Source organism: Gemella sanguinis ATCC 700632 (assembly GCF_000701685.1).
Taxonomy (GTDB): domain Bacteria; phylum Bacillota; class Bacilli; order Staphylococcales; family Gemellaceae; genus Gemella; species Gemella sanguinis.
This window is the reverse complement of sequence record NZ_JNJO01000001.1, coordinates 163,824-188,025: the sequence shown is the minus strand read 5'-3', so window position 1 is coordinate 188,025 and position 24,202 is coordinate 163,824. Positions and strand designations below refer to the sequence as shown.

The window sequence follows — 24,202 nt, the reverse complement described above, 5'->3', positions numbered from 1 at the left end:
CTATTCTTTATTATAATTTTTTAAATCATTTTGATTATTTTCTAAACTCTTAATAAAGTTATATGTTTGTGGATAATTTTTTTGTATATCATCTATAGTACTAGGCTTACTAACTGGCTGATTATCTTTATCTACATAATATACACGTAGTTGTTCGAATATTGTATCTTCTACTTTGTTAAGTGGTATATTCTTTTTAAATTCTTCAGCTCGGTTATAAATACCATTTCCTAAATTATTATAATATTTATTACTTGCTTCAATAAAGCTAATGTTATTTTTTTTCATTAAGCTTGTTATATTAACAGAATCTAAATCTGCCTTATAGTCCTCATTACCTATGCTTGGGGGATCACCAGCTGCATTTGTTGTATCACCTAACCAACCTGATATATAATTAGTTTTTTCATGTCCCCCTATAAAATCAGCGAGGCGTAGTTGTCCATACAAATGAGTAGACATTGTGATATATTGGTGCGTAAAATCTGTTTTATCTTTAAATGAATCTACCTGACTATTCCATAACTTGTTAAATTCTTCCTCTGTTAGGGTATATCCAATTGCAACTTCCATATTTTTTTTATAGTTTGTTCTATTATCATCTGAGAGCGGACTATAATCACCATGTTGTATTCTAACTTTATATTTTAAATAATTATACTCTGAATCTGTTAAACCACCATATACTTTTAACTGACCTTTTATAGTAAAGGCAAATTCCGGAACTTGACTTTCCAGCTGACCAAGACCAGCTGTATTATTCCACATAGTCTGATTCAATAAACTATTTTCTTCATGACCATAACTCAACCCACCAAGCAACCTTGTAAATACATAATCTTTTCTATCATCTTTTATTCTAGGATCTTTATATATATTTCTTCTAAGTTTTATAATTATTCTTGCTGTTTTATCATCAAAACCATATTGACCTTTTAAAGATTCCTTATAGTTAAGCTCATTTTGGCTATAGTCTCTTTCTTCCCATTTACCTTCTATTATACCAGCCCACCCCATTTCTTCTCTACTAGGTAGTAAGAAGGATTTTGACGTTGGACTCCAACTCTTATTAGCTAGCTCCATCCCCTGATCAACCGCATTCTTTAAAGATTCTATTTCTTGGAAGAAGCTTGGTGACTTCGCATTAAATGCTAATAACTTTCTTAGTTTTTCTTCAAGATCATGCTGAATTTTTCTATAACTTGATATTTTGTCTTGTAGGTTGCTTACTTCACTTAAATTGGGAGGATTTAGTGATAGATTCTCTTTTAATAAATTCTCATTTAAAGTTATTTGGCTTTTTGTATCTTCTATTGACCTTTCTAATTCACTTTGTTTTAGCGAATCACTATGCACTTCACCTATATATGTATTTATATATTGTTCATTAGATCTTGCTATTGCTTGATCTAGCAATATACTACCTCTAATCACTGGAGTTAATACACTACTGCAATATGCTTTTGCACTATCGTATGTTACACCTTTTAAACTATTCGTTTGTAAAACAAAATTAGACAAGGCTCTTTCTATTTCTTCATAACTTGCTATTTGCTTTGTCGTAAGACTTTTTATACTATTGGTTTGGCTTCGTGCCGAGCCTAATATCATATCTATACTCATACTATCACCTACTATTTCTCTAGTTTTTGATACTTAATTTTAAGATCTGCCTCTTCATCTAGAAGAGTATTTTTTGTTTTTGCTAAATTTTTTCTACTTTGTTCTTCACAATAATCTATATGTTCAATGTGTCTACTATACTCTCTTCCGAACAAGTGATGTAACTGTTGTTTTAATCTATGACTTTGAGATTGTTCTTTATTATTTAAATCTTCTAATTGTTCAAATTCTTTCAACTTCTTTTTGTTGTCATCTAACTGTTCTTCTAACAGTTGCCTTTTAATATATTCGTCTTTATTTTCCATTTATTAATCCTTTTAGTATTTATTAATTAACGTTTATTTTTAGGTTGTAATTCTTTACTTATCTCCTTATCCATAGCTTCGAATTCAGTTGCAACACTATTAATGTTTTTACACATATTTTGAATTACTTGTTGAACTTTTTGACCATTAGTTATCGCTGTATCAGCACTGCTTTGTGCATTGGCATTTCCAGCTACAGTAGTTTCTGTATCTTTTGTGACTGTTCCTACATCATTTAAACCATTACTAGCTCCCATTAATTGTGTCGCTGCTCCTGAAGCTTGTTCTTTACTACTTTGCAATAAATCCATATTAGCTCCTTTTATCTTTTACTTTTTTATATTATACTATATATTATACTATTTATCAAAATTTGATTTTATTTTCACATCTAAAATTAAATCTATGTTTTATCATCTATCTGATATATAAACAAAGAAAAGGTACAAGTTAAAAAATACTATTTATTTTTTTCTTTTTCTTGTTCTTCTTTTGCAATTTTTACTAAGTGTTCATATTCTTCTTCAGAAAATAGTTTTTTACATCTTTCAGGATTTTTTAAAACTAATTCTGGAAATTCTCGTATAAAATCTCTATCTGTTTCATCCTGATTATTTGTTGGCCAACTTCCTGTTTCCGCATATATTATTACTTCATAAGCATCCCTGTCTGATTTAAATGCTTTTTTCATTAATTCTTTTGTTATTGGATAATATACTTCTCCTATTCCTACTCCCCCTATATCTTTTTCAATACCTATTTCATATTTGCCATTTTCTTCATAAATTGTAAAATCACTTCCTACATATGTTTTAACATCAGTTTTATTATAATCTTTTAATTCACCTTCCTTTGGCCATCTATTGTTTTCTAAATAAAACATTACCTCTAAAGCATCTTTATCCGATTTTCTTGATTTCTCTGCCAAGCTTTTCATAACTTCGTAACTAAAAAACTCTTTCCCTCTAAACCATGAAATAGTATATTCATTATCATCTATTATTATATTATGATTTTTATAGTTTTCTATTTCTCTCATGTTATCCAATACTCCTTTGTATACATTTCTATCTGTATAGTTACCTTTGTATAATTGATTTATTATCACACTTCTGATGTAAAAGCATATGACTATAGCCTACTTCTATTTAACACAATCAGTATCTTCTATATACCCTGTTTGAATATCTATTATACTTCGTCTACCGTAAAAGTCAGTAGCATAAATCTTACTTTTATCTTTTGAAATAGACATATTTTCGTAAGGTAATTTATCGGGAACTGTTTTATTAGTTTCAACTCTCCATATTATGTTTTCATCATCGGATAATAAATATATATTATCTATCATCGTGTCTGAAAAAGGAATAGCTAACAAAATTACTCTTCCCATTCTTGTTTTTATTTCAGTTCTTATTTTATAATTTAATAATAATTTTCGTAAATATTTTTTATCGTAACAATCTTTCATTTTTATAATCACCTATGAGTTATTCCATTAAATTAAATTATTTTTCACTTTATTTAGAAATAGAAGATATGACTTAAACGGAAAGCTAAAACTTATCTTTTCTTTTAAAGAATAGCTTTAAACTAGCATTATTTATTTTCTTCTTGTTCTTTTTGTTTTTTTCTCTCTTTTCCTAGTTCTACTAAGCGAGTAAATTCTTCTTCTGAAAATATCTTTTTATTTTCTTCATAATTATAAAATATAAATTCTGGACGTTTTCTTAAAAACTCTCTTGTGGATTTATTTGGATCATCTGATGGCCAAACCCCAGATTCAAGATAACTTATAACCTTATTCGCATCATCAGGAGATTTAAACACTTTTTCTTTGAGTTCTTTTGTTATTGGGTAAAATACTGGGCCTCCGTAATCTTTTTCTATTCTTATTTCATACTTCCCATTTTCTTCATAAACTATAAAATGGTCCCCTATATACTCTTTTACATCTGTTTTATTGTAGTTTTCTAATTCTCCTTCTTGTGGCCATCTTTTATTCTCTAGATAAAACATTACTTCTAATGCATCTTTATCTGATTTTCTTGATTTCTCAGCCAAACTTTGTGTTACATCAAAATCAAAAAATTCTTTACCTCTATTCCATACTATACGAAGGCCAAGCTCATCATTAATTATAGAGTGGTATTTAAATTTTTCAAAGTCCATAATTACTTTAACTCCTTTTAAATATTCGTTAAACTGTATATTCTCTGGGTATAAGCTAATTTACTCACCCTTTTCCAATAACAACCTAACTACTTCTTCATACTATTAATCATAAATACACCAACATCTATAATTGGTAGTTTTGAAATTTTTTCTAGTTCTTTTTTTATATATGGAAAATGCGTACATCCTAATACGACAGCTTCTACTTTAGTTTGTTCAAAATAGTTAAATAACACTTCAAAGTTAAAGTCTTTAACTATTTTCTCTGGGCAATTTTCTTCTTCTATAGCTTTTACCAGTTCTAACATTGATAACCCTAAAACACGTAAACTTGGATTTGATACATATAGATTATTCTCAACACCTGTTAAACCATGTGAGTTTGCTGCCATTACAGCTAAATACTTATACTCTAGTCCAAGATTTCTATACATCTGCATAGGTGTTACTATTTTTATATTATGCTCAGTAGCTAATCTATCAAAGTCTACTACTGAACTTAGTGAGTTACAATATACAAAGATAACTTCACAATTTTTTTCTTTTAATTGTTCTATTATTTCTACTATTATTTTTTCTCTTTCACTATCATTTAATGATTGAAATGTTGTTTGTTCAACTGGATTATTAGATATAGGTACTAACACAATATCATTATAACCATATGAATTTAATAAGTTCTCACCTAATTTAGAATCAATAGGCGTTCCAGCCATAACCGCAATTTTCATACTTGCTCCTCCATTTAATAAATTTACTTTTATTACTATTCTTTTTAATTATACTACAAAATATATTTATAAAAAAGTACATAAAAAAACAAACCCCAAGATTAACTTGAGGTTTGAATTATATATATTATTTTATATCAATTTTCAGTTGATCATCTACGTAATCAAGATGTATTTTCATTCCATCTTCTATACCGTGACGTATTAATTCAACTGATAATTTATTTTCGATTTGACTTTGGATAAATCGTTTAAGTGGACGAGCACCAAATTTCATATCGAATCCTGCAGTTGCCACCCAAGCAGAAACTTTTTCATCATATGTTAATTCAATATTTCTACTTGCAACACGTCTTACTAATTCATCAAGAAGTTTATTAGCAATTCCTTTAATATTATCTTCAGTTAATGGTTTAAAGATAATTATGTCATCCATACGGTTAAGAATTTCTGGTTTGAAGTATCCGTAAAGTTGGTTAGTAACATTTTTACGAGTTTCTTCAGAAATAACACCGTCTTTTACTTCTTCTAATAGTTCTAATGAACCGATGTTAGAAGTCATAATGATAATTGTATTTTTGAAGTCTACTACTACACCTTTAGAATCAGTTAAAGTACCTTCATCTAATAGTTGTAATAAGATGTTAAATACATCTGGGTGAGCTTTTTCTATTTCGTCCATTAAGATAATACTATATGGATTACGTCTTACACTTTCAGTAAGTTGTCCACCTTCTTCATAACCGATGTATCCTGGAGGGGCACCAATTAAACGGCTGACTGAGTGTTTTTCCATATATTCACTCATATCTATTCTAACGATATTGCGTTCATCATCAAATAAGTTAAGAGCTAAAGCTTTAGCAAGCTCAGTTTTACCTACACCAGTAGGTCCTAAGAATAGGAAGCTACCGATTGGTCTATTTGGATCAGCAATACCTGCACGAGAACGTAATATTGCATTAGTTACACTCTCAACAGCTTCATCTTGACCTATTACTTTTTCATGAATAGTATCAGCTAAGTTAAGAAGTTTTTCTTTTTCTGTTTCTACTAATCTAGTAACTGGAATACCTGTCATTTGACTTACGATAAAGCCAATTTCATCTTCAGTTACTTCTTGTTTTAATAATTTATAATCTTCATGTTTAGATTTTTCTTCTAATTCTTCTAACTCACGTTTTAATTTTGGTAAAGTTGAGTATTGTAATTCTGAAGCTTTTTCTAAGTTATAGTTATTTTGAGCTTGTTCTAACTCTAATTTAACTCTATCGATTTTTTCACGAAGATCTTTTACCGCAGATAATTTTTCTTTTTCACTATCTACTTGTAATTGAAGTTTATTTTGTTCTTCTTTAAGATTTGCTAATTCTTCTTTTAAGTTTTCTAAACGACGTTGTGATACTTCGTCATCTTCACTACTTAAAGCTTTTTCTTCGATTTCAAGTTGCATTACTTTACGATTGATTGTATCTAACTCTGCTGGGTTAGATGAGTTTTCAGTTTTAATAGTAGCACAAGCTTGGTCGATTAAATCTATAGCTTTGTCTGGTAAGAATCTGTCAGTAATATATCTGTTAGATAATTCTGCAGCTTCTACGATAGCACGGTCAGAAATTTTAACACCGTGATAAACTTCGAATCTTTCTTTAAGACCACGTAGAATAGATATTGTATCTTCTACAGTTGGTTCTTTAACTAGAACTTTTTGGAAACGACGTTCTAATGCAGAGTCTTTTTCGATATATTGACGATATTCGTTAAGTGTTGTAGCACCAATACAGTGTAATTCACCACGAGCAAGCATTGGTTTTAAAATGTTACCTGCATCCATAGCACCGTCAGTTTTACCTGCACCAACTAACATGTGGATTTCGTCAATAAATAGGATTATTTTACCTTCTTGTTCTTTAACTTCTTTTAATACAGCTTTTAATCTTTCTTCGAATTCACCACGATATTTAGCACCTGCGACTAAACTAGTTAGGTCTAATTCGAATACTGTTTTATCTTTTAAGCTTTCTGGTACGTCACCACGAACGATACGTTGAGCTAAAGCTTCAACAATCGCAGTTTTACCTACACCAGGTTCCCCGATTAATACTGGGTTATTTTTTGTTTTTCTAGATAATATTCTAATCACATTTCTTATTTCTTCATCACGACCAATTACTGGATCGATTTTACCACTACGTGCAGCTTCTACTAAGTCACGTCCATATTTTTCTAATACTTCGTAGTTGTTTTCTGGATTTTCATTCATAACTTTCTTACCTCCTCTTATACCATCGATAACTTCAGTTACTTGTTTAAGTGTAGCAACTTTATCGACATATTTTTTTACTATACTATTTTTTACATAACTTGCTAGAACTATATGTTCACAAGATATAAATTTATCTTCATATTTATCTTTGTATTTGTTAGCTTCTATTAATAAGGCATTTAAATCGTTACTAAGATAGCTAGCATAATTTATATTCTCCCCTTCTACCCCACTTACTTTTGATATTTCGTGATCTAATTCACGAAGTAAATTTTCCTTATCAATATTAATTCTTCCTAAAATATCACTATATAAGTTACTACCAGTAAGTGCTGCTTTTATAAACATCTCACTCGTAATACTTTGACTTTTTTTCTCAATTGCAAATTCGGAAGATTTCGCTAAGATTTCTTTCACACTATTTGTAAAACTATTAATATCCATTGTAAATCTCCTTTTTATTTTTTAGTAGGTCTTTGCCCGTCAAATTTATTTTTTAATGTCAAATTATCTTTGACCTTTTTTGACCTTAAATAAATTATAGCATGTTTGACCTTTTTTGACAATAGTTTTTTTAAAAAAAATTAAAAAAAAATAAAATAGCTATTATATCAATAACTATAATATATATGTTAACTTAGATTAATAGAAATACTCTAATTTTATTTAACTATATATTATTTAAAATATACATACGTGAAAATTTTTATTAGTTTACACTACTTTTCAAATAAATATTAACTTAGTATATACTAAATCGCACCTGCTCCAATTGTATCTATATAAGTAATTATAGATTCTAACAGGGATATGAACTTTATTATAAAAACTACCTATAATTATAATTTCATGAAAACTAAATGCAAAACTCTTGAATCTTATTTCAATATGTTGTATTGTAAACATAGGAGGTACCTTATGACAAAACAAAAAATTAATCGTATAGTAGGCTCAATTGGAGCATTTATTGGGATTTTTGTATTTATTGCTTACATCCCACAAATTATTTCGAACTTACATGGTGTTAAAGCTCAGCCTTTCCAACCATTATTTGCGGCAGTTTCTTGCCTAATTTGGGTTATCTATGGTTGGACAAAAGAACCTAAAAAAGACTGGATTTTAATTATTCCTAATGCAGCAGGTGTTGTATTAGGTGGACTAACGTTCCTAACTTCTCTATAATAATAAAACTAACAATAACCATCCCTAAAAAGGATGGTTATTTTTGATTTTACATTTTATCCCTTAAATTAATATAAGCACCGTCTATATACTATAGCGTACATAAACAGTGCTTATATTTTTTTGTCTTAATTATTTTTTATTAACAAATCCATTTTTTTCTAATAATTCTTTTGTTACAGCTTCTATTCCTGAAGGTTTAGCATAGAAGTCTGCGAATTTCTTAGTCCATGTTTTAGTTTCACGAGCTTCTGCAAAGTCTATCATAGTTTGACGATATGCTTTTAATACTTCTTCATTAGATTTTGGAAACTCATTGTATCCAACGTTAGCTTCGTGTGGTAGTCTTGGTTTAACTTTTTCTGTAGATTTTTCTTCATCAATTACACCAATACTTAATCCACATAAGAACAATGCATTTTCTGGAATATTTAATAATTCAGAAATACCTTTAGCAAATCCTCTCACTCCACCACAAAATACTATACCATATCCTAATGATTCAGCAGCTAATGCAGCATTTTGCATCGCAATACCAACATCCATAGAACCAATTAATAGAGGTTCATATTGATTAGAAATATCAAACTCTCCACCTTCAATTTCAAATGATAATTTAATATTGCTGTAGTCTAGGCAGTATATTAAGAATGCTGCAGAACTTTCGATGTGAGCTGCATTACCTGGAGCTTGTTCTCTAATTAAATCAGCAATTTTTTGTTTTGTTTCCCCTGTTGTAGCAATAATGCTGTAGTGTTGACCATTCATCCAGCTAGATGCTTGTTTAGAACATTCGATAATTTGATCTAAATGTTCTTTTGGTAGTTCATTACCTTTTACAAAACTTCTTCTTGTACGATGGTTCATCATTGTTTCTATTACTTTGTTCATACTTTACCTCAATGGTTAAATGAATTATTTGTTGTGTTGATAGTTATATTATAACGCGAAAGATTGAGGTTGAAAAGGGAAATAGTATTTACTTTATAGAATTCCACTAATCTTTTTGAAAGAATACAATATCCATTCCATCTTTAATATGCTCTATCTTATCTATTCTTCTATAACCTAATTTCTCATATAAATAGATATTACCTTTCTCTTGTAGAATAGTATCTAATTCCCAATGATTAGAACCATATAATTTTTCTAATTCTTTTATAGCTAACTGAGCTAATCCTCGATTTCTATATGATGGCATAATCCATAAAGGAGCGATTCTTTTTCTACTTCCATCTTCTTTATCAACAACTCTTACTGCCCCAACCTTGTTATTATCTTTTATAATAAAGAAATACTTCGTCCATGGTTGGTTATATTTATTCAATATATTTTCATAACTTTCCGTCGCTGGACTCATATCATAGTCTTTATATTTTTCTAATAAATCTTTAAATGCCTCTACTTGCATTTTCCATATTTCTTTCATGTCAGATTCAGTTGCTTTCAATAATACTATGCTCATTCTTTTTTCCTCAAACTTCCAATTTCAACTTCTTTAGAAAATACGTTATAAAAATAAATATATTTTAGAGAATAAGAACTAACAAAAATAATCACTATCATCAGTATTTTCGGCAATTTTTAGATGTTTATTATTATTTGATTTTTTGTTAGCTGATATTTCTTTTATATCTAATATCTTATTTTTTGCAACCCATCCTATTGCATCTTCTGGAGGATTATTTTCATCAATCCAAATAAACTCAATTCCAATTTCTTCTATATTTTTGTATTTCGTAAATCTAATTGCATTTATATGTAATTCAGCTAATCGTTCTGCTGTTAATAATTCCCTTTCTTTTAATTGAAATACACCTCTTAATAACCATTCACCTAGAATATCTTGTCTATCAATTGATTGAATAGCTTTTCCAGAATCCTGATTAATATATGCATCTATAACATTTCCTGAAGATATAAACTTAAGTTTAAATGTCCTATCTTCCTTTGGTAAAATTAATGATGATTTTCCTTCTTCTAATTTTCCTGCATCCTTTGCAAAAAAATCTGGGAAATTCTTATGAAAATTTTTAGAATCCGGTATAGGAATATATACTTCTCCTACAGGTCTATACACCATTTTTTTAATTTCATTTGCTAAATAATCATCATTTAGATTTTCGATAAAATTTATTAGCTTAGATCTTAGTTGTTTTTTCTCTGCCGTTTTAGTATTTTCAATCAATATTTTTTTTAACATATCAATTATAAAATTGATATCCTCAATACGAAAATTATCTCTAAGATATCTTTCTATTTTTTTTATTCTCTTTTCTCTACTACTTTTCCCGATTTTACTTGAACCATCAAATGCATTAAAACCTGAACTTTCCTCTACTTTTCCATCTTTATTAGCTATCATCCACGATACTGTTTGTAATATTTTGTTTTCTTCAGATTTTCTAGAAAGTAAATGTAGATTTTCAAATATATAAAATGGGTCTTTTACATACTCCAATTCCCATTCTTCTAATACTATATCTTTATTTTTAAAATTCATATATAATTGACTATCAGCTGACGTATATTTATAAAAGTGTTTCCCATCATTAAATTTGAAATTTGTAGGTGTTTTTAATGACGTAGCCCCTTCTATTTCAATATTTTCTATATCAATCGGCAAATAATCAATTTCTCCAACATAAATTTTAGGATTTTCACCTTTTTTTGACGGCATTAAAACATGATAGACTGATTTAACAGTCACATCATCATATACAAATCCTTTTAATTGCTCTTTCGAAGAAGCAATACGTTTATTTCTAAGTAATGATATTTCTTTAGCTAATTCATAATAGTAATTGTTATTTATATTATCATTTTCTTCTTTTGTTTTTACATTTTGAGAATTGTCTCTTATAATGTTGAATTTATCTATCCAACCTTTTGATTGACTATCACTTTTAAATTGAGCTATTTTTTGATCTCCAGAAGAAATTCCAAATGATTTTATTCCTACTAAGTATTTATTTTTTTCATCTAAAATTATAGAAGCATCAAATGATGTATTTGATATATCTTCACCAAATGCATTGAATGATTTTTGAAATACTGTTTCTTGAAATTTAGAATTAATAATAGGTGTTACAAAATCTTCACTTTCTTCATCTTCCTTTTTTTGAGAAAAAGCTTCACTTAAGCTCGCAAAGTTTGTTATTAATAGTTTGTAATTCTGTTTATCTTCTTTATTTAAATTAAACCACATGACTTATCCCTTTTATTATTAAATCTCTACTATGCTATAAAATTCTAAGTTTCCACCTTTTTTTACTAATTTCAGGTATTCTTCACTAGTTAAAATAGGTAATTTAATATCATAATTTTTTATACAATTCTTAGCTTGTTCAAAGGTTTCAACTACTTCTTTAACGTATGATTCTCCTTCAAAACGACTTTGCATTTTTGTATATATTATAGAGTATCCAGAGAACATTTTTGTTTCATTTCTTTGTATGTATACTCCATCTAATGCTAAAGAAATATTTTCAGCAATTCTAGTAATCACTGGTACTACCACACTATTTCCAGCTTGTTTATATAACTGACCATTAGAAACATCCTCAGGTAGTTTATAATCTTTAGGATATCCTTGAACATTAAAAGTTTCTTTTGGAGTTAATTTTCTTATTTCTCCTGATGATGTACATATTAACGGAACATTATGACCACCAGTTCCCATATTAGCTGTTAGCGCGGGAACTACTCCACTTTTATTTTCTCTAACATACTGTCTTCTCCATTGATATACTGTATTCTGACTAGTTATTTCATCTTTCAATTTATCATAAAATGGTTGTTTCCCATCTCTATAATAATATATTTCTTTTTCTTTTACATCAAAATCAATAATATCTGACAATTTTGTTTCCAACTTAATCTCATTTGGAAATTCAAATTTATCATATGATTCTTTTTCTAAAAAACCAACTATATATATACGTTCTCTATTTTGAGGTATATTTCCATAATCTTTCCCATTTAATACTTTCCATTTTATATAATAGTTATTTTCAGTTAGAGCTTCTTTTATAACTTTAAAAGTATTACCATGATCATGAGTAACCATATTTTTTACATTTTCTAAGAAAATAGCTCTAGGTTTCTTGTTTTTTATTATTCTTAACAATTCAAAAAACAAATCGCCTCTCTCATCCTCAAACCCTTTTCTATAACCAGCTATACTAAATGCTTGACACGGGAATCCTCCCACAATAACATCTAATTTTTCTTCCTTTATTTCTTCTGGTTTTACTTCATGAATATCTCTAGGATCTAGAAAAACATTAGGAAAATTTAATTTATATGTTATTCTAGCATGTTTATCTATTTCATTGGCATACACCACTCTGAACTTATTAGTTTTTTCAAAACCTAATTCAATTCCACCAACTCCGCTAAAAAAAGCGGCAACATTATATCTTGTAGAACTTACAGAATTTGTCATGTATAACTACTCCTTTATAAATTTATTAACACTTTATTATAACATAAAATTATAGATAATGTTTTTTATAGTGTTTATTTTTAATTTAATATGATGCTTAAATCTTAATCTAAATATATGCAAATAATTAACTTAGTAGTTACAGAAAATTTATCCACGCAATCAAATATGAAGTAGTTATGCAAATAGTTACTAGTATAATCAAAATAAATTAAATATTAAAATACTTATTCTAAAAATTAATAACCCTTGAAAAGCTAACAATTATATTAAATAACACCCAAAAGTTTTTTTAAAAATTATTTTAATGATAAATATTGATTAATCAAATTAGACGATACTTGAATAGCAATTTGAGAAAAAGCGGAAACTGATTTAATTTTTAATTCATTGGCTACTTTTTTAGAAACATTCCAAACTTTGTTTGAACGAATAGTATCTAAAAATTGATGCCCTTCCCAAGTTATATTATTAAATTTATAAATATACACTTTGTTTGAAGCATATTGAATCGTAACATCAATATAATTTGCTTCTTTTAATCTTTTAAGATGATAGATTAACTCTTCAATATTATATCCATATTTCTTAATAAACTTATCTAATTCTGATTGAGATAAAGAACTGTCGTATTTTTGATTTTCTGCTTTTAGCAATAGATTTCTAATTAAATTATAATTTAATTTCATATAATTTTTTCCTCTCTTATATGTATATTTATACTATGAATTTATTTTGACTTATCTGATGAAAGAAAAAATGAGTGTATAAGAAAAACTGCATTAATTAAAAGATGATAAACCTTATCATCAGAATAAAATTGAATCATCAAGACTAAAATTGATAGTAAAAAATTTAAATAACGATTCAAAATAATCTTACGTATACTTTCCATATCCAATATAGAATTATTAATAATCTCATTATTTTCTTTAAAATACTCATCAAATTCTAATTCAATTTCTTCTTGAACTTTTTCTGGCATATGGGGTTTAGAAACTAGTATTACATCTTCTATCTTTGGAAGTTCAAGAGTTATTGATTCCAATGGAATTTTTATATTATCATATTTCAAAGCTTCAGAAATCATTTTATTATAGCTACGCATAGAAAAGGAAAAACCACTTGATTTTTGGATTGCTTTTACAGTTGATGAGAATGAATTTAAAGGGTACTCATTTACTCTTTTTATAGCTAAATTTAGTGTATCACTTAACGATTGTTGATTTTTTAGATTTTCTGCTAATGAAATAAAACTCGATTTTTGGAATGCTTTTACTGAAGAAGAAAGCGAATTTAAAGGATGTTCATTTACTCTTTTTATAGCTAAGTTTAGTGCACCACTCAACCACTGTTGATTTCTTAGATTATCCACTAATAAAAAATTACTCGATTTTTTAATTGCTGTTACCGTAGATGAGAGCGAATTTAAAGGATACTCATTTATTCTTTTTATCTCTAAGTTTAGCGAATCACTTAACCACTGTTGATTTTTTAAACTTTCTGCTAACATATTAAATAAGTTCTTTTTATTATTATATTCATTACTTAATTCTTCTATCATTTGTTTAGCTGAGTTAAGTGAAGAAGTATATATTTTCTGATTAATATTCATTTGTCACCTCGTTTTTAAAATTTTATTCTCAGTAAAACATATAAAAAATAAATTTCCCGGAAATATTCAAATATATTATATCATAAAGGTTAAAAAAGGTCAAAGGAATATTAACAATAATTTATTAGTAGTTTAAATTCATAAAATTTATTTTACACTTAAAAAAAATATTCAAATATCATTCATTAGCTATAATATTTCAAATAATCTTTATTTACTTTCAGTACCTCTTCTGAAATTTTCTATTATATATTATTTTAAAGAATTAGTTATCTTACAATGTACTCTAAACCGTAATATTATTACTATTGTATCTCGCTTTATATACAAATTTACATTAGTTATTAAATTTTATTTTCTAAATGCTATCTATTTATTATACCTAAAGCTCCATATTTATGTTATAATAATTATAGGGATATCATAAATTATTTTAAAAATAATCTTCAAAGTACTATTCCTATAGAAAAAACTTAGTTTTCATTAAACTAAGCCTTTTTTTTATTATTCTTTTATCTTTCTATATTTATTAAATACTACTAATAATTATATAAAATATTGAATACCTTTTCAATATTTTGTTTTTTATATTTAAAAATTCTCACATTTGTGTTATAATAATTACAGGAATATAATATATAATTTTAAGGGTAATCTTCAAAGTATTATTCCTATTAGCAAGAAGACTTAGTTCCCCATTTAAACTAAGTCTTCTTTTTTTTATTATTCTTTTATTTTTCTTACTTCTTATTTATATTGCTATAAAATCATCTTTTTTGCTGATTTCTATTTCATAAACTTAACTATTTTTCCTTCTTCTTTATATACTTTCACTGCAATAGCTACTCTTTCAAAGTCTCGTTTTAAGCTATATGAATATATATCTCTAAATAATCTATAACCTAGTTTTTTATTTACCGCAAAGGCAAGTTCGTATAGTTCATATATATCCATCGAATCAAAGTTCTCATGTGCTTTTATTACATCTACTAATATGTCATCACTATGCTCTCTAACTGCTTTTTCTAATAGATCATTACGAAACTCTGATTGTTCAAGCGTATATTTAAATCGTTCACGAGATACTCTTGAAAAATCACTTATTAGTGTTTTGTAGTCTAAATCATCGAATAACTCATATCCTAATTTTTCATTTATTTCTTTTGCTGTTGCTATGAGTTCTTCTTCACTTACACCTCGTAAGTCCCATACACTTTTCGTAACTGGATCCAACACTTCACTATCATCACCTTGTATCGCTTTTTTAAGTAATTCCTCTTTCATAATGTCTCCTTGTCTTTAGATAAAAACCTATTTATACCTTCTTAATAATCACTTCTATCATTATATATTATTATACTTTCGCTAGCAATATCTTATATTCAATATTTCTTTATTTATCTTCTTTCTCTACCTTGACACTATATTTATTTTATTTTATAATTAATTTGTAAAGTTATAACTTGACAATATTCAGAAAGGAGGTCTAATATGTTCTCAAAAGATAGATTACAGTCACTTAGAAAAAAGCATAATATATCACAAACAGCTATTGCCCAGCATCTTGGTGTTACTCGTTCAGCATATAACGGTTGGGAAAAAGGTAAATTTATACCTAATAAAAAGAACTTAGAAGAGTTAGCCGACTATTTTAATGTTGAGACTAGTTACTTTGAATCAGAATACGAAATAGTCAACAGATACTTACAGCTAAATGATATTAACAAGAAAAAACTTCTAAAAGTAGCCAATGAGTTATATTTTTCTCAGTTATATAAATACCGTGTTCATGCGAAATTATCTGCCGGTCTAGGTAACTACTATGATGAGAATTATGAATTCGATACTGTTTATTTTAATAATGAATACGACTATGATATCGCCTCTTGGATAGACGGGGATTCTATGGAACCTAAGTATCATAATGGCGATGTAGCTCTTATTAAGAAAACTGGTTTTGACTATGATGGCTTAATATATGCCGTAGTGTATAATGAAGAAACTTATATTAAAAAAGTCTATATCGAAGAAGATAAAGTACGCTTAGTTTCATTAAATGATAAATACGATGATATTATCGCCCCTATTGATGAAGTAAGAATAGTAGGATTAGTCACTAAGAGCTTTAGACCTATTAGTGAGGTGTAGGCTATGGGAATTATCGATTACACATTAGAACCTCATTCTGATATTGCTTTTATCGATATGAAGTCTTTTTACGCCAGTGTTGAGTGTGTAGAACGTGGCTTAAATCCCCTAACTACTTCACTTTGTGTTATGAGTCGTGCTGATAACTGCAACGGTTTAATACTTGCGAGTTCACCTGTTTTCAAAGAAGTATTTGGTAAAAATAACGTTGGTCGTAGTTACGACCTCCCTTTTAATATTAATGATAGAAGTTTTTCTTATTATAACGCTAGACGTTTTGGTATGAAAATTACCCCTGAATATATCCGACACGTAGAGTCTTGGGCGAAAAAAACACTTATAGTTCCTCCTAGAATGAACTTGTATATTGAAAAGAACATTCAGATATTAAATGTTCTAAAAAACTATGTCCCTGATGAGGATATTCATCCCTACTCTATCGATGAAGGGTTTATCGATTTAACACAGTCGTTAAACTATTTTGTAAAAGATAGTACTAAGTCTAGACGTGAAAAGTTAGATATTATTTGTGCGAAGATTCAGCGTGATATTTGGAAAAAAACTGGTGTTTTCTCTACTATTGGCATGAGCAATGCTAATCCTTTACTCGCTAAGTTGGCACTTGATAATGAAGCTAAAAAAACTAAGACTATGCGAGCTAATTGGTCTTATGAAGATGTTGAAACTAAAGTTTGGAATATAAAATCTCTTACTGATTTTTGGGGAATTGGTTCAAGAACTGAAAAAAGATTGAATAAATTAAAAATATATTCTATACGTGATTTAGCAAATGCTAATCCGGATATACTAAAAAAGGAATTTGGTATTATTGGTGTACAACTTTGGTTTCACGCAAATGGTGTTGATGAAAGCAAGCCTTCTGTTCCTTATAAACCAAAATCAAAAGGTCTTGGAAATTCACAAGTTTTACCTAAAGACTACACCATCAAGTCGCAAATAGAACTAGTATTATCAGAAATGGCTGAACAAGTAGCTATAAGATTAAGACGAGCTAAAAAGAAAGCTAAGTCAGTTCATATAACAATTAGTTATAGTCGCATAGAAGAGAAAAGACCTCTTGTTGCATCTCAAAAAATTAAACCTACTCAAAATACAAAAGAACTAACAGACTATGTATTAGCACTATTCAGAAAGAAATATACTGGCGGCGCTGTTCGGTCTATCGCTGTAAGGTATGATAATTTAGTCGATGATAATATTACTATAATTTCGCTATTTGATGATATTGAGGCAATAGAAAAACAGGAGAAAATCGATAAAACTCTTGATTCTATTCGTGATAAATATGGCTTTTTAGCTGTTCAAAATGGTAGTATCTTAATGGAAGGCTCTCGTGTTAAAGAGCGAAGTAAACTAGTTGGTGGTCATGCTGGTGGTATGGATGGTATATCATGATTAATAGAAGCTACCTACCCTATAAATCAGCTAGGCAATATGTAGATCGCGGTATGGCAAAATGGATGGGATTTTTTATTTCGGAACATACTACAGCTATTAATACTCAAGGTAACACTATAGACTTTTCTATAAATATGGATATAGCTGAAAAACGTTTATTATTAAATCAGCTATTTTTTTTTAAAGGTTTAGCTTGTTTATATACTACTAAACAAATAGCTCCGTTTTTAGGAAAAGTAACCGACTGCCAAAATGACTATATTTACTTCACAACAAAAGATACTATTATTCAAATAGATATAAAAGACATATTAAAAGTTTCAATCGCAGAGGAATTAGACTATGAATAAATTAAATCAACATGAAGTCCAATTTGATTATTTCAGTAGTAACTATGATAAATTTGAAAAAGATTTCTATAAGTATTCTGCCTTAAACATTCCCTTAACTTTTCTAACGGATGATATTTTGAGTTTAATGATGAATAACAATAGTAACTTTTTCAGATTAGCTGCGAATAAATCAAAAGATAAAAGAGATCATTACTTTTTCTTCAAAGTAAATACTCCACAAGAAAATAATACAGTAAGGATTTTTAAATATATTGGACATAAATATCAACTACAAAAATAAAAAAGTGCATCTTAAATTTTAGTGAAAACTAAATTTATAAGGTGCACTTTATTATATTAAGTATAAAATCTCTAAAACATTTAGCCTTAGAGATATTCATACATTTTAATCATATTTAATAGTTTCTTCCGCTATTGCATTTGTTAACAATTGAGAAAAATTAATATTATACTTTATCGCTACATCATTAGCCCACTTAGGAATAGACAATGTTTTTTTTACTAAAGTAGAACTATCTAAATACTGTTCCAAATCAACAACAACCATTGAAACAAAAGATTTTTCAAATACATAATAATCTTTTAATTCAGGATCATCTTTAAATGGATAATCATCCTTAATAGATAATTTATTTATATCACTTACCTCTGGCAGTTTTTCTCCATTTTCAATATAACTAGCAAGCATTAGCCCTAAGTAATCGGAAGCCATACTCATAGCTTCAGGTATATCTTTTCCTTGAGTACCAGAACCATTAATATCTGGAAAATATACATTATATGATGAGATTTTTTCGCCTTCATTATTAAAATAGAAAATCGCAGGATAGCTAATTAACATACAATCACCTCTTTATAGTGGATGAGGGTTATAATAACCCTGCATCCTTTAATATCCCCTTTTCAGTAAATTTATTCAATTCACCTTTAGGAATTATGATTGGTCTAAACTGTCCAGGTTTTGTCATCTTTACATGAGAACCTTTGCCGCCTTTTTGTAAAATAAAGCCATGCTTTTTCAACAGTTTAACCATTTCATCTTGTGTCATCGGCATAAAAACAACCTCCTGACACTTTTATATTACTACGTATTAATACGTATGTCAATAAATTTATTATACTTTTTTATAATTAAAACCCGAAACAAAGATTTCTCCTTGTTTCGAGTTTTTATTGTATTCTATTATCTTTTCGCTATTTCTTCTAATAACATTTTGTTAATCATTTGTGGGTTGGCTTGTCCTTTAGAAGCTTTCATAATTTGCCCTACTAAGAATCCTATAGCACGGTCACGACCGTTTTTGTAGTCTTCAATAGATTTTGGATTGTTATCTAATGCTTCGTTAACCCAAGCTAATAATTGTCCACTGTCAGATACTTGTACTAGACCTTTTTCTTTAACGATCTTCTCTGCATCTCCACCGTGTTCGATTAATTCAGCGAATACTTTTTTAGCGATTTTACTTGAGATAGTTCCATCAGTGATTAATTTAATCATTCCTGCTAAACCTTCCGCAGTAAGTTTAGTTTCGCTAAGTTCTTTTTGAACTTTATTTAAGTATGCATTCACATCAACCATTAAGTAGTTAGATGCTAATTTTGGATCAGCTCCTAATGATACAGTTTTTTCAAACATATCTGACATTTCTTTAGTTAATGTTAGTACATGTGCATCATATGCTGGTAATCCAAGTTCTTCTTGATATCGTTTTTGACGAGCATCTGGAAGTTCTGGAATAGTTTTTCTTACTTCTTCCATCCACTCATCTGAGATAATCATAGGTACGATATCTGGCTCTGGGAAGTAACGGTAATCGTCTGAACCTTCTTTAACACGCATTAGTTTTGTTGCACCAGTAGTTTCATCAAAACGACGTGTTTCTTGTTCGATTACTCCTCCAGATAGAATAACTTGCTCTTGACGTTTTTCTTCGTACTCTAATCCTTTTTTAACAAAAGTGAATGAGTTTAAGTTTTTAAGCTCAGTTTTTGTACCGAATTCATCTTGACCATATGGACGAATAGAAATGTTCGCGTCACAACGCATTGAACCTTCTTCCATCTTAACGTCAGATACTTCGATATATTGAATAATTGAGCGTAGTTTTTCTAAGTAAGCATATGCTTCTTCTGGTGTTCTAATATCTGGCTCAGAAACGATTTCGATAAGTGGTGTTCCTTGACGGTTAAGGTCAACTAGTGAATAACCATTTTTGTGAGTTAATTTACCAGCATCTTCTTCAAGGTGAGCACGTGTAATACCGATACGTTTAGTTTCACCATTTACTTCGATATCTATCCAACCATTTTCCCCAATTGGTTGATCAAATTGAGAAATTTGGTATGCTTTCGGGTTATCTGGATAGAAGTAGTTTTTTCTATCAAATTTTGATTCGCGAGCTACTGTCATATTAAGAGCCATAGCTGCTTTCATTCCCCATTCTACTGCTCTTTTGTTTACTACTGGAAGTACCCCAGGATATCCTAGGTCGATTACGTTAGTGTTAGTGTTTGGTTCTGCACCAAAGTGAGCTGGAGATGGTGAAAATATTTTTGAATCTGTTTTTAATTCTACATGGACTTCTAGTCCAATTACTGTTTCAAAATGCATCTTGTTTCTCCTATTATAATTCTATTTTTTTATCGTGTAAGTTGTAGTGTTGTTCAAAGTTATACGCTACATCATAAAGTGTTGACTCTGCGAATGGTTTAGCAATAATTTGCATACCGATTGGACGTTTACCTTTGAATCCACATGGGATACTAATACCTGGTAAACCAGCCATATTCACTGGAATTGTTAAAATATCATTTGCGTACATAGTTACTGGATCATCGATTTCTTCTCCAATGTTGAATGCTACTGTTGGAGCAGTTGGCCCAATAATTACATCGTATTCTTCAAATACACTATCGAAGTCTTGTTTAATTAATGTACGAACTTGTTGTGCTTTTTTGTAGTAAGCATCGTAGTATCCTGAAGATAATACGTAAGTTCCTAACATAATACGACGTTTAACCTCAGCACCAAATCCTTCTCCACGAGTTTTTTTGTAAATTTCTTCTAAGTTTGTTGCGTTTGGACTTCTATATCCGTAACGAATTCCGTCAAAACGTGAAAGGTTTGAACTTGCTTCAGCTGACGCTATTACGTAGTATGTAGAAATAACGTGGTCCGTACTTGGAAGACTTACTTCTTCTACAATAGCTCCTTGACTTTCTAAGTATTTTACTCCATCAAGAACTGCTTTTTTAACATCTTCATCGATACCAGCACCGAAGTATTCTTTAGGAAGAGCAATTTTCTTACCTTTGATGTCTCCAGTAATAATTTTACTGAACTCTGGCACTTCTACAGGAGCACTAGTCATATCGTGGGCATCTAATCCTGAGATGATTTCTAATACACGTGCATTATCTTTTACTGTACGTGTCATTGGCCCAATTTGGTCTAATGATGAAGCGAATGCTACTAATCCAAAACGTGATACACGTCCGTAAGTAGGTTTTAATCCTACGATACCACAGTATGAAGCTGGTTGACGTACAGAACCACCAGTATCACTTCCTAAAGCGAAGCTTACTTGTCCAGCGGCTACAGATGTTGCTGAACCACCACTTGATCCTCCAGGTACTGCGTCTAAATCATGTGGGTTACGTGTAAGTTTGTAGTAAGATGTTTCAGTAGAACCACCCATTGCGAATTCATCCATGTTTAATTTACCCATTAAAATTGGATTTTCAGCATTTAATTTATCCATTACTGTCGCACTATAGATTGGATTGAATCCTTCTAAGATTTTAGAAGCACATGTAGTTTGGATATCTTTAGTTACGATATTATCTTTGATTCCCATTGGAATACCGAATAATTTTCCTTCTACATCTCCCACTTCTTGGCGACAATCTAATTCTTCAGCTTGTTTTAGTGCTACTTCTTCAGTTACTGTAATAAATGAACCGATTTTATCTTCAGTAGCTTTAATTCTATCTAATGATTCTTTAACAAGATCACTAGGTTTAATTTCTTTATTTTTAAGTTTACTTTCTAAACTTTCGATTGATTCATGTAATAAACTCATCAAATTATCTCCTTACTAATTTTATTCTAAGATAGTAGGTACTTTAAATTGTCCTGCTTCAGTTTCTTTAGAGTTTTTAAGAACTTCTTCTCTATCCATACCTTCTTGAGCTACGTCTTCTCTAAATACATTAACTAAATCTAGAACGTGGTAAGTTGGTTTGATATTTTCTGTATCAACACTATTTAGCTCATTAAATAAATCTACAACTTTCTCTAATTTTTCAATATAACCATCAACTTCATCTTCTTGGATTTCTAATCTTGAAAGATGTGCAATGTGATTTACTTGTTCTTTTGTAATAGTTGACATAAGTTCCTCCAATTTATATATATTATTCTATTCCATACTAGTACATAACCGATTATTTATCAAGGGTTATAATGCTTTATAATAAAAAAGCGCCCCACATAGTTTAAAAACTACATGGGACGAATGCTAATTTCGTGGTGCCACCCTAATTTATATCAGAATACTGATACCTCTATAAATTATATTCGGTTCTATAAGAAGTGTTGCTCATTTCAATCATTAATATTTAACCTCTCAGCCTATGGATTAAACTCTCTTCTAAAAAAACATGAAATAAAAGTCTTCTTACTCTTTATTTTTTATGGTTTATTTATCTATATTATACTAAACCACTATCATTGTCAAGAATTTTTAATATAATTAAAGATTTTCAATAAAACAACATAATACTAGTATATAAGTTACTCTACTACATATATAAAAGTAGTTTATAAAATTATATTTTATAATTTTCAACTAACTATATAATACCCTTTTCATTTGATAATAACGATAAAATATTATAAGATGTTTAAGGATATTAATCACTGAAATTTTAATAATTTTAGTACTTGTAAATAAAATATAAATAATTGTGAGGTATAAAATGGAAAATTGGATTGAAATTACTATTCATACTACTAATGAAGCTAGTGAAATAGTTGAATCTATTCTTTTAGATTATGGTTCTACAGGGGTCGCTATTGAAGACCCTACTACTCTAGAAGAAAACTTACACGATGATTTTGGGACTATCGTTGAACTTAGTCCTACTGACTTCCCTGATGTTGGAGTTATTGTAAAAGGATATATAAATGAACTTAACTTTGATGATGAGACTTTTACTCGTTTTAAAGGTGAATTAGAACAACTAGGACAAAATATTAACATTGGAGAATTTTTCAAAATTGAAACTACTACCATTAAAGATAGCGACTGGGAAAATTCTTGGAAAGATTACTTCGATATTCTTAATATTGGTGAGAAGTTTGTTATAGTTCCTACATGGCGTGAATATGAGAATGAAGAAAATAAATATGTAATCAATATTGATCCTGGTATGGCTTTTGGTACTGGTGGACATGAAACTACTTCACTTTGTATTAAAAACTTAGAAAAATACGTAAAACCTCATGACAATATTATCGATGTTGGTTGTGGAAGTGGTATTCTTAGTATCGCTGCAAGTTATTTAACAGATGGTGAAATAAAAGCTGTTGACTTAGATAAACTAGCTGTTGATGTATCACGTGAAAACTTTGCACTTAATAACTTAGAAAATAGAATAACTGTTGAAGAAGCTAGCCTTCTTACAAAAGAAACAAAAAAATATAATGTTATCGTTGCTAACATACTAGCTCATATTATTGAATTAATGTTAGATGATGCATATAAGTTACTTGAAGATGGTGGATACTATATTACTTCTGGTATTATTAAAGATAAAAAAGATGAACTTCTTGAAAAAATGTTAGAACGTGGATTCAAACTAGTAGAAGAAACTTCAGATAATGAATGGTATTCATTCGTTGTAACAAAATAAATAAAATAAGGATAGATATATA

At 28.9% G+C, this 24,202-nt stretch carries 26 protein-coding genes; 6 read left to right on the top strand and 20 right to left on the bottom strand.

Features of this window, described 5'->3' with window-relative positions:
- From T369_RS0100935 to clpB, 8 genes are all read right to left on the bottom strand, one after another.
- Positions 1–1,623: an LXG domain-containing protein gene (locus T369_RS0100935; RefSeq protein WP_031550507.1), complete on the bottom strand. Its 1,623-nt coding sequence runs from the start codon at positions 1,621–1,623 to the stop codon at positions 1–3.
- Positions 1,624–1,634: 11 nt separating this feature from the next.
- On the bottom strand, positions 1,635–1,928 hold the full coding sequence (locus T369_RS0100930) for a hypothetical protein (RefSeq protein WP_031550505.1): 294 nt from the start codon (positions 1,926–1,928) through the stop codon (positions 1,635–1,637).
- A 26-nt stretch (positions 1,929–1,954) separates the two neighbouring features.
- Positions 1,955–2,239, bottom strand: coding sequence for a TIGR04197 family type VII secretion effector (locus tag T369_RS0100925; RefSeq protein WP_031550502.1), 285 nt, complete (start codon positions 2,237–2,239; stop codon positions 1,955–1,957).
- A 149-nt stretch (positions 2,240–2,388) separates the two neighbouring features.
- The gene (locus T369_RS08805; protein ID WP_051618949.1) at positions 2,389–2,967 is read right to left on the bottom strand and encodes a hypothetical protein; all 579 of its coding nucleotides are present in this window, start codon (positions 2,965–2,967) and stop codon (positions 2,389–2,391) included.
- 105 nt (positions 2,968–3,072) lie between these two features.
- Positions 3,073–3,399, bottom strand: coding sequence for a DUF7957 family protein (locus T369_RS0100915; protein ID WP_051618948.1), 327 nt, complete (start codon positions 3,397–3,399; stop codon positions 3,073–3,075).
- Positions 3,400–3,527: 128 nt separating this feature from the next.
- Positions 3,528–4,100 carry a hypothetical protein gene (locus T369_RS08800; RefSeq protein WP_051618947.1) on the bottom strand — a complete coding sequence of 191 codons (573 nt, stop codon included), beginning with the start codon at positions 4,098–4,100 and terminating at the stop codon, positions 3,528–3,530.
- Positions 4,101–4,189: 89 nt separating this feature from the next.
- A complete protein-coding gene (locus T369_RS0100905) occupies positions 4,190–4,834 on the bottom strand; it encodes an aspartate/glutamate racemase family protein (RefSeq protein ID WP_031550488.1) in 645 nt (214 codons plus the stop codon).
- A 127-nt stretch (positions 4,835–4,961) separates the two neighbouring features.
- Positions 4,962–7,544, bottom strand: a complete 2,583-nt coding sequence (gene clpB / locus T369_RS0100900) for an ATP-dependent chaperone ClpB (RefSeq protein ID WP_031550485.1) — start codon at positions 7,542–7,544, stop codon at positions 4,962–4,964.
- A 474-nt stretch (positions 7,545–8,018) separates the two neighbouring features.
- Between clpB and T369_RS0100895 the strand changes: the two genes are divergently transcribed.
- On the top strand, positions 8,019–8,282 hold the full coding sequence (locus T369_RS0100895; protein WP_006364287.1) for a SemiSWEET family transporter: 264 nt from the start codon (positions 8,019–8,021) through the stop codon (positions 8,280–8,282).
- Between the two features lie 132 nt (positions 8,283–8,414).
- On the opposite strand, the gene T369_RS0100890 is transcribed toward T369_RS0100895, so the two are convergent.
- The 7 genes from T369_RS0100890 to T369_RS0100860 form a co-directional block, all read right to left on the bottom strand.
- Complete coding sequence (locus tag T369_RS0100890; RefSeq protein WP_031550482.1) at positions 8,415–9,173, bottom strand: nitroreductase family protein; 759 nt, start codon at positions 9,171–9,173, stop codon at positions 8,415–8,417.
- Positions 9,174–9,279: 106 nt separating this feature from the next.
- The gene (locus T369_RS0100885) at positions 9,280–9,747 is read right to left on the bottom strand and encodes a GNAT family N-acetyltransferase (protein ID WP_031550479.1); all 468 of its coding nucleotides are present in this window, start codon (positions 9,745–9,747) and stop codon (positions 9,280–9,282) included.
- A 78-nt stretch (positions 9,748–9,825) separates the two neighbouring features.
- On the bottom strand, positions 9,826–11,490 hold the full coding sequence (locus T369_RS0100880; RefSeq protein WP_035496233.1) for a hypothetical protein: 1,665 nt from the start codon (positions 11,488–11,490) through the stop codon (positions 9,826–9,828).
- A gap of 18 nt (positions 11,491–11,508) precedes the next feature.
- Positions 11,509–12,729 carry a DNA cytosine methyltransferase gene (gene dcm, locus T369_RS0100875; RefSeq protein ID WP_031550473.1) on the bottom strand — a complete coding sequence of 407 codons (1,221 nt, stop codon included), beginning with the start codon at positions 12,727–12,729 and terminating at the stop codon, positions 11,509–11,511.
- 299 nt (positions 12,730–13,028) lie between these two features.
- Positions 13,029–13,418, bottom strand: a complete 390-nt coding sequence (locus tag T369_RS0100870; RefSeq protein WP_031550470.1) for a DUF2513 domain-containing protein — start codon at positions 13,416–13,418, stop codon at positions 13,029–13,031.
- 41 nt (positions 13,419–13,459) lie between these two features.
- Positions 13,460–14,344, bottom strand: a complete 885-nt coding sequence (locus T369_RS0100865) for a hypothetical protein (RefSeq protein WP_031550467.1) — start codon at positions 14,342–14,344, stop codon at positions 13,460–13,462.
- 786 nt (positions 14,345–15,130) lie between these two features.
- Complete coding sequence (locus tag T369_RS0100860; RefSeq protein WP_031550464.1) at positions 15,131–15,628, bottom strand: hypothetical protein; 498 nt, start codon at positions 15,626–15,628, stop codon at positions 15,131–15,133.
- 207 nt (positions 15,629–15,835) lie between these two features.
- Here T369_RS0100860 and T369_RS0100855 point away from each other — a divergent pair, with 207 nt between their 5' ends.
- The 4 genes from T369_RS0100855 to T369_RS0100840 are packed head-to-tail and all read left to right on the top strand — an operon-like array spanning position 15,836 to position 18,544.
- The gene (locus T369_RS0100855) at positions 15,836–16,492 is read left to right on the top strand and encodes a LexA family transcriptional regulator (RefSeq protein ID WP_031550460.1); all 657 of its coding nucleotides are present in this window, start codon (positions 15,836–15,838) and stop codon (positions 16,490–16,492) included.
- Between the two features lie 3 nt (positions 16,493–16,495).
- Complete coding sequence (locus tag T369_RS0100850) at positions 16,496–17,908, top strand: Y-family DNA polymerase (protein ID WP_031550457.1); 1,413 nt, start codon at positions 16,496–16,498, stop codon at positions 17,906–17,908.
- Entirely contained in the window at positions 17,905–18,261 is a 357-nt protein-coding gene (locus T369_RS0100845; protein ID WP_031550453.1) for a hypothetical protein, read from the top strand. The genes T369_RS0100850 and T369_RS0100845 overlap by 4 nt, the downstream gene beginning before the upstream one ends.
- Positions 18,254–18,544 carry a DUF5960 family protein gene (locus T369_RS0100840; protein ID WP_031550450.1) on the top strand — a complete coding sequence of 97 codons (291 nt, stop codon included), beginning with the start codon at positions 18,254–18,256 and terminating at the stop codon, positions 18,542–18,544. The genes T369_RS0100845 and T369_RS0100840 overlap by 8 nt, the downstream gene beginning before the upstream one ends.
- A gap of 105 nt (positions 18,545–18,649) precedes the next feature.
- On the opposite strand, the gene T369_RS0100835 is transcribed toward T369_RS0100840, so the two are convergent.
- The 5 genes from T369_RS0100835 to gatC form a co-directional block, all read right to left on the bottom strand.
- Positions 18,650–19,105: a type II toxin-antitoxin system HicB family antitoxin gene (locus T369_RS0100835; RefSeq protein ID WP_031550445.1), complete on the bottom strand. Its 456-nt coding sequence runs from the start codon at positions 19,103–19,105 to the stop codon at positions 18,650–18,652.
- Between the two features lie 28 nt (positions 19,106–19,133).
- The gene (locus tag T369_RS0100830; RefSeq protein ID WP_031550442.1) at positions 19,134–19,319 is read right to left on the bottom strand and encodes a type II toxin-antitoxin system HicA family toxin; all 186 of its coding nucleotides are present in this window, start codon (positions 19,317–19,319) and stop codon (positions 19,134–19,136) included.
- A gap of 128 nt (positions 19,320–19,447) precedes the next feature.
- Positions 19,448–20,875 (bottom strand): Asp-tRNA(Asn)/Glu-tRNA(Gln) amidotransferase subunit GatB, encoded by a 1,428-nt coding sequence (gene gatB / locus T369_RS0100825; protein ID WP_031550439.1) that lies wholly within the window; start codon positions 20,873–20,875, stop codon positions 19,448–19,450.
- A gap of 13 nt (positions 20,876–20,888) precedes the next feature.
- Entirely contained in the window at positions 20,889–22,346 is a 1,458-nt protein-coding gene (gatA, locus tag T369_RS0100820; RefSeq protein ID WP_031550436.1) for an Asp-tRNA(Asn)/Glu-tRNA(Gln) amidotransferase subunit GatA, read from the bottom strand.
- Positions 22,347–22,367: 21 nt separating this feature from the next.
- Positions 22,368–22,658, bottom strand: coding sequence for an Asp-tRNA(Asn)/Glu-tRNA(Gln) amidotransferase subunit GatC (gatC, locus tag T369_RS0100815; RefSeq protein ID WP_031550433.1), 291 nt, complete (start codon positions 22,656–22,658; stop codon positions 22,368–22,370).
- A 586-nt stretch (positions 22,659–23,244) separates the two neighbouring features.
- Here gatC and prmA point away from each other — a divergent pair.
- Positions 23,245–24,180 carry a 50S ribosomal protein L11 methyltransferase gene (gene prmA, locus T369_RS0100810; RefSeq protein ID WP_031550430.1) on the top strand — a complete coding sequence of 312 codons (936 nt, stop codon included), beginning with the start codon at positions 23,245–23,247 and terminating at the stop codon, positions 24,178–24,180.
- Positions 24,181–24,202 lie beyond the last annotated feature (22 nt).

Bases quoted from the DNA above. Each gene is read 5' to 3' on its own strand.
- T369_RS0100905 (WP_031550488.1), bottom strand. From the start codon at position 4,834: ATGAAAATTGCGGTTATGGCTGGAACGCCTATTGATTCTAAATTAGGT.
- T369_RS0100870 (WP_031550470.1), bottom strand. From the start codon at position 13,418: ATGAAATTAAATTATAATTTAATTAGAAATCTATTGCTAAAAGCAGAA.
- clpB (WP_031550485.1), bottom strand. From the start codon at position 7,544: ATGGATATTAATAGTTTTACAAATAGTGTGAAAGAAATCTTAGCGAAA.
- T369_RS0100935 (WP_031550507.1), bottom strand. From the start codon at position 1,623: ATGAGTATAGATATGATATTAGGCTCGGCACGAAGCCAAACCAATAGT.
- T369_RS08805 (WP_051618949.1), bottom strand. From the start codon at position 2,967: ATGAGAGAAATAGAAAACTATAAAAATCATAATATAATAATAGATGAT.
- gatA (WP_031550436.1), bottom strand. From the start codon at position 22,346: ATGAGTTTATTACATGAATCAATCGAAAGTTTAGAAAGTAAACTTAAA.
- T369_RS0100830 (WP_031550442.1), bottom strand. From the start codon at position 19,319: ATGCCGATGACACAAGATGAAATGGTTAAACTGTTGAAAAAGCATGGC.
- T369_RS0100840 (WP_031550450.1), top strand. From the start codon at position 18,254: ATGAATAAATTAAATCAACATGAAGTCCAATTTGATTATTTCAGTAGT.
- T369_RS0100855 (WP_031550460.1), top strand. From the start codon at position 15,836: ATGTTCTCAAAAGATAGATTACAGTCACTTAGAAAAAAGCATAATATA.
- gatB (WP_031550439.1), bottom strand. From the start codon at position 20,875: ATGCATTTTGAAACAGTAATTGGACTAGAAGTCCATGTAGAATTAAAA.
- T369_RS0100880 (WP_035496233.1), bottom strand. From the start codon at position 11,490: ATGTGGTTTAATTTAAATAAAGAAGATAAACAGAATTACAAACTATTA.
- gatC (WP_031550433.1), bottom strand. From the start codon at position 22,658: ATGTCAACTATTACAAAAGAACAAGTAAATCACATTGCACATCTTTCA.
- T369_RS0100845 (WP_031550453.1), top strand. From the start codon at position 17,905: ATGATTAATAGAAGCTACCTACCCTATAAATCAGCTAGGCAATATGTA.
- T369_RS0100895 (WP_006364287.1), top strand. From the start codon at position 8,019: ATGACAAAACAAAAAATTAATCGTATAGTAGGCTCAATTGGAGCATTT.
- T369_RS0100890 (WP_031550482.1), bottom strand. From the start codon at position 9,173: ATGAACAAAGTAATAGAAACAATGATGAACCATCGTACAAGAAGAAGT.
- T369_RS0100865 (WP_031550467.1), bottom strand. From the start codon at position 14,344: ATGAATATTAATCAGAAAATATATACTTCTTCACTTAACTCAGCTAAA.
- T369_RS0100915 (WP_051618948.1), bottom strand. From the start codon at position 3,399: ATGAAAGATTGTTACGATAAAAAATATTTACGAAAATTATTATTAAAT.
- T369_RS0100860 (WP_031550464.1), bottom strand. From the start codon at position 15,628: ATGAAAGAGGAATTACTTAAAAAAGCGATACAAGGTGATGATAGTGAA.
- prmA (WP_031550430.1), top strand. From the start codon at position 23,245: ATGGAAAATTGGATTGAAATTACTATTCATACTACTAATGAAGCTAGT.
- T369_RS0100930 (WP_031550505.1), bottom strand. From the start codon at position 1,928: ATGGAAAATAAAGACGAATATATTAAAAGGCAACTGTTAGAAGAACAG.
- T369_RS0100835 (WP_031550445.1), bottom strand. From the start codon at position 19,105: ATGTTAATTAGCTATCCTGCGATTTTCTATTTTAATAATGAAGGCGAA.
- T369_RS0100925 (WP_031550502.1), bottom strand. From the start codon at position 2,239: ATGGATTTATTGCAAAGTAGTAAAGAACAAGCTTCAGGAGCAGCGACA.
- T369_RS0100850 (WP_031550457.1), top strand. From the start codon at position 16,496: ATGGGAATTATCGATTACACATTAGAACCTCATTCTGATATTGCTTTT.
- T369_RS08800 (WP_051618947.1), bottom strand. From the start codon at position 4,100: ATGGACTTTGAAAAATTTAAATACCACTCTATAATTAATGATGAGCTT.
- T369_RS0100885 (WP_031550479.1), bottom strand. From the start codon at position 9,747: ATGAGCATAGTATTATTGAAAGCAACTGAATCTGACATGAAAGAAATA.
- dcm (WP_031550473.1), bottom strand. From the start codon at position 12,729: ATGACAAATTCTGTAAGTTCTACAAGATATAATGTTGCCGCTTTTTTT.